Origin of the sequence: Bifidobacterium sp. (assembly GCF_050874245.1) — a bacterium.
Lineage (GTDB): Bacteria > Actinomycetota > Actinomycetes > Actinomycetales > Bifidobacteriaceae > Bifidobacterium.
This window is the reverse complement of the sequence record NZ_JBNMKH010000103.1, coordinates 1-4990: the sequence shown is the minus strand read 5'-3', so window position 1 is coordinate 4990 and position 4990 is coordinate 1. Positions and strand designations below refer to the sequence as shown.

The 4990-nt window shown below is 63.4% G+C and carries 5 protein-coding genes and 1 pseudogene; all 6 read right to left on the bottom strand.

Annotated elements, in window-relative coordinates; genetic code table 11:
* Positions 1 to 731 (bottom strand): pyridoxal-phosphate dependent enzyme (locus ACR0P8_RS08600; protein ID WP_432624676.1); only part of this gene is annotated, 731 nt, incomplete at its 3' end.
* 448 nt (positions 732 to 1179) lie between these two features.
* Positions 1180 to 1953 (bottom strand): ABC transporter ATP-binding protein, encoded by a 774-nt coding sequence (locus ACR0P8_RS08595; protein WP_432624675.1) that lies wholly within the window; start codon positions 1951 to 1953, stop codon positions 1180 to 1182.
* A 2-nt stretch (positions 1954 to 1955) separates the two neighbouring features.
* Complete coding sequence (locus tag ACR0P8_RS08590) at positions 1956 to 2741, bottom strand: ABC transporter ATP-binding protein (protein ID WP_432624674.1); 786 nt, start codon at positions 2739 to 2741, stop codon at positions 1956 to 1958.
* Positions 2738 to 3595, bottom strand: a complete 858-nt coding sequence (locus ACR0P8_RS08585) for an ABC transporter permease (RefSeq protein ID WP_432624673.1) — start codon at positions 3593 to 3595, stop codon at positions 2738 to 2740. The genes ACR0P8_RS08590 and ACR0P8_RS08585 overlap by 4 nt, the downstream gene beginning before the upstream one ends.
* On the bottom strand, positions 3592 to 4572 hold the full coding sequence (locus tag ACR0P8_RS08580) for an ABC transporter permease (protein WP_432624672.1): 981 nt from the start codon (positions 4570 to 4572) through the stop codon (positions 3592 to 3594). Before ACR0P8_RS08580 ends, ACR0P8_RS08585 begins: the two co-directional genes overlap by 4 nt.
* A gap of 39 nt (positions 4573 to 4611) precedes the next feature.
* Positions 4612 to 4990 (bottom strand): annotated as a pseudogene (locus ACR0P8_RS08575) (ABC transporter substrate-binding protein); the annotation flags it as partial.

The following is a 4990-nucleotide window of genomic DNA, read 5'->3' as shown; positions in this document are numbered from 1 at the left end:
ATCTCGTCGGGCAGGTCACGATCGAAGGCCTTCGGATAGAAGTCCTCGCCGACGCCTTCGATCTTGTACTGGTGTACGTCGTTCGGATCAGAGTAGATGGAGCCTTCCGGATCGGCTCCGATGACCTGCACCGCGCCGTCGGAGACGTCCTTCAGATAATGTCCGGTGCCGGAAATGGTGCCGCCGGTGCCGATGCCGGCCACGAAATGCGTGACCTTGTGGTCGGTGGCCTCCCAGATCTCCGGACCGGTGGTGCGGTAGTGGCTTTCCGGACCGTTCGGATTGTCGTACTGGTTGGGACGGTAACCGCCGGGAATCGCCTTGGCGAGGCGGTCTGCGACCTGATAGTAGGAGCGCGGATCGTCCGGACCTGCGTCGGTGGGGGTCACGACCACTTCGGCGCCGTACGCGCGCAGGACGGCGCGCTTGGCCTCGGATACCTTGTCCGGCAGGGTGAAGATGGTGCGGTAGCCGCGTTGCAGGGCCACGAGGGCGAGTCCCACGCCGGTGTTGCCGGAGGTCGGTTCCACGATCACGCCGCCCGGCTTCAGCTCGCCGCTTTTCTCGGCGGCGTCGATGATGCGTTCGGCGATGCGGTCCTTGGACGAGCCGCCCGGATTGAGGTATTCGACCTTCACCGCGATGGTGGCCTTGATGCCGTCGGTCACGTGGTTGAGTTTGACGAGCGGGGTGTTGCCGATGAGTTCGGAGAGGGAGTTGTGAATGGTCATGGCGTTTCCTTTGCGCGACGTTTGCTTCGTGGAATTCTCGATTGGTTTTCGATTTCTTGTTTTCGAGAAGCTCGCGTCCGTCACTTGCAATTGTTGAAACGGGACCTGCGTATCGGAACATATGTCCATTCGTCATCGCATATGCCGGCTTCATCCGACATGCCGTTTTGAATGGTGTTTTGGCGATTCGCATACGGACTGCCTCAATCGCAGCCGTGCTATGAAAAGTCCTATCTCAAGTTATGCGTCGATGAACCGCGCGCCCCTCGGGGCGGGTGGTCAGCGACAACAACAACATGAGAAATTGAACATGGCTCACACCATAGCACACCCATTGACACCGGCGTGTCGACCCCGTTCGCATGGTGGACATGTCATGGTCCGCGCAAGATCGGAAACGGCCGACGTCACCGTACGGCCGACGCGCATATGCCGCCCATCCACACGGCTACATCGTGGCGGCCTGCAGCAGTCGCTTCGTGTATCCGTCGCCCGGATGCGCCAGTATCCGCCCGGTCGGACCGGATTCGACCGCATGTCCGTCGTGCAGGACCAGTATGCGGTCCGCGAGGTGCTGGACCACGCCCAGATCGTGGGACACCATGATGATCGCCATATCGGGTTCGGCCTTGCGGATGGCTTTGAAGGATTCGAGGATTCTGACCCTTGCGGCCACGTCGATGGCGCTCATCGGCTCATCGGCGAGCAGCACCTTGGGCCGGTCCACGATGGCGCGGGCGATCGCCGCGCGCTGCGCCTGCCCGCCGGACAGGTCGATGGGAAAACGACCGGCGAACGTTTCCGGTTCGAGGCTCACCATGGCCAACGCTTCGGCCACACGATCCGCGATACGCTCCTGCGACCAATCCGGATGGCGCAAACGGAGAGGCTCGCCCACGGAACGGCCGACGCGCCACCTCGGATCCAGCGAATCGTACGGATTCTGGAACACCAGTCCGGATTGCGCGCGCAGATCATGCGCCACTTCGCCGTGAAGCTGCTTCCCGCAATATTCGACGATGCCACCATCGGCACGCTCAAGTCCCAACAGCACGCGGGTCAGCGTGGTTTTGCCCGACCCGGATCCGCCGATCACCGCGAGGCACTCCCCCGCACGCAACCGCACATCCACATCGAACAGCACCTGACGACGATGCCGTCCCGTGCCATACCATTTGGCCAGGTCCCGGCCTTCCAGCATCGTCCGTTCGTCATCGCCCATGATCAGGCTCCTTCGTTTCCGGCGTGCAACGACAAGGCGCGCGCCGCCTCCACCAGCCGTCGGCCCTCATCGGTCTTGGGTTCCGTCAGCACGTCCGCGGTCGCGCCGGATTCGGCGATCCGGCCACGGTCCAGCACATAGCAACGCGTTGTGGCATGGCTCAGAACGGCGAAATCGTGGGTGATGAACAGCATGGAGGCATTCGCATCATCCACCAAGGATATGAGCAGGTCCACAATCTGCCGTTGCGTGATCGAATCCAAAGCGGTGGTCGGCTCATCCGCGATGATCAGCCTCGGAGACGTGACCAGCGCCGTGGCGATGCCGACGCGCTGCCGCTGCCCACCCGACAGTTCATGCGGATATTTGCACAGCACATCCTCGCCCAAGCCGACCTTGTCCAGCATGCGTGTGACGCGTTCCAATCGTTCGGCGAGCGTCAGATCGTAATGCAGGTACAGCGGAAGCCCGACCTGCTGTGCCACCGTCATCACCGGATTCAACGCCGCGGATGGATCCTGGAACACAATGCCCACGTATCGTCCACGCAGGTCGGCGATCACACTGTCGGACGCGCCCACGATCTGCTTGCCGCCCAATTCCACGCTGCCTTCCACACGTGCGGTGGAGGGGAGCAATCCCATCATCGCTTTGGCGATCATCGACTTGCCGGAACCGGATGAGCCGACCAGGCCGACGCGTTCGCCGTCGGCGATGTCGAGGTCGACGCCGTGGACGATCGGCTTGCCGTTGACAGCGATGTTCAGGTCACGGATGGAAACGCTCATGAGATCTCCCTCAACGCGGGGTTGGCCAACGGGTCGAGCGCGTCGCGCAGCGCGTCACCGAACAGGTTCAGCGCGATCACGACCAGCGTCACCACCAGTCCGGGCCACAGAACGGCCGTCGGATGGATGCTGATGAATCGGACGGAGGTGGACAGCGAATGCCCCCAGCTGGGAACGCCGGCTCCGACGCCCACGCCGAGGTAGGTGAGTCCCGCCTCGGCCAGCATCGAGGTGCCGGCGCTCATGGACAGCTGCACGCACAACACAGGCAACGTGTTCGGCACGATGTGCGAGAAGAACACGCGGATGGGGCCCGCTCCCGACCACAATGCCGATTCGACGTATGCGGAACGCGCGGCAAGCATGGCGGAGGGGCGTAGGATGCGGGCCAGGTTCAGTCCGTACGCGCAGCCGCAGGCGGCCACGACCACCGCGGCGGACGCGCCGAACGGCACGGTGAGGATCAATGCGATCAGCACCGTCGGAATGGAAATCAGCGCGTCGACCACGACCACCAACGTGGATGCGAGGGCGCCGGAACGGGACACCATCGCCGCCACCAGCGCGAGTCCGATCACGGCGGCGACGATGACGGTGAGCAGCGCGATCAGAAGATTCGTGCGGGAGCCGGCCATCAGCCAGCTCAACACGTCGGCTCCGGTGCCGTCTGTGCCCAGCGGATGCGCCGCGGATGGCGAGGCCCACACGTTGAAGCCGTCGGTGTCGAGCAGCGGATACGGCGTCCAGACAAGGGATATGGCTGCGGTCAGAAGCCACAGTCCGATGACGATCAGCGAGTATTTGCCTCCCGCCTTGGACCAGATGGATGATATGACGATTTTCGCCGAATTCATGCGGTCGCCTTTCCCGAGGTCGCGCCGGTGGTTTTCAATCGTGGATCCAGCGCGCGGTGCGCCACATCAACCACAAGCCCCAGCAGCAGGAAGAACGCGGCGAGCAGGAACAGTTCGCTTTGCACCGCGATGAGGTCGCGGTTGCCGACATCGGTGACCAGCATGGCGCCGAGCCCGGGCAGGGCGAACAGGTTCTCCACCACCATCACGCCGGTGATCATCTGCGCGAAGGTCAGACCGATCACGGACACCAGTTGCGGGGTGGCCAGACGCAGAGCCACGCGCAGCACCGCCTGCGTGCGGGTCATGCCGCAGGCCATGGCCACGTCCACCGCCTGCGAGGAGGCCATATCCCCCACCGCGGCGCGCGTGTAACGCATGATGGATGCTCCGGCCGTGATGCCGGTGGTGAGCGCGGGCAACGTCAGCGAGGCGAGCGCGCACAGCGGCGACGACCAACCGTCATCCGGGAAGCCCTGTGCGGGAAGCAATCCCAGCAGGCCGGAGCCGCGGGAGAACAGCAGTATCAGCAGAAGGCCGCCCCATAATGCGGGGATGGCGCCGGCCACGATTGCAATGCCGTGGAACAGACCACGCAATCGGGGATTGCGTGCCAGCACAGCGGCGCATCCGAGCGGAAGTCCGATCACGAGCGCGATCAGGAGGCTCAGCACGATCAGCGGAAAAGTCACGGACATGCGCGTCGCGACCTGCCCCGCCACCGATCTGCCGCCGACCGCGGACACGCCGAGATCACCATGCAGCAGACCCAGCATCCAATCGCCGTATTGCGTGACAAGCGGCTTGTTCAACCCGAGTTCGGCGCGTAGCGACGCGATGCGTTCTGGGGTTGCGTTGGTGCCGGCGATCACCGCGGCCACGTCCCCCGGAAGCACGCGAAGCATCACGAACACCAACGCGGACAGACCTATCAGGGCCACCACGAACAGCATCAGCCGTTTCACCACGAATCGCATGATCGTCCACGCAACCCTACTTACTTGACCCGCCTGGTCCTACTTGGTCTTAGAGATCCGCCACAGCGGCAGCACCGTCTGGCTCAGCTTGCTGGGGAAGCCCTGTACATGCTTGTTGCAGGCCACCGTCACGCGGTATCCGAACAGCCAGTCTGCCGGAGCGTCCTCGCTGACGGCCTTGGCCGCCTGCTTGAGGTAATCGGCGCTTTGCTTCTCGTCGGTGGCTTTGAGCGCCTTGGCGTACAGTTCCTGCGCCTGCTTGCCGTCGTAATGGAAGTAGTAGTCCGGCGTGGTCCACTTGTAGAAGTCGTGGCTTTCGGCGTGGTCCACCAGCGAGAGCTCGTAGTCGCCGTTGGTGTGCACGTCCTGCAGCCAGGTGGAGAATTCCACGTAGTTGATCTTCAGGTCGATGCCGATT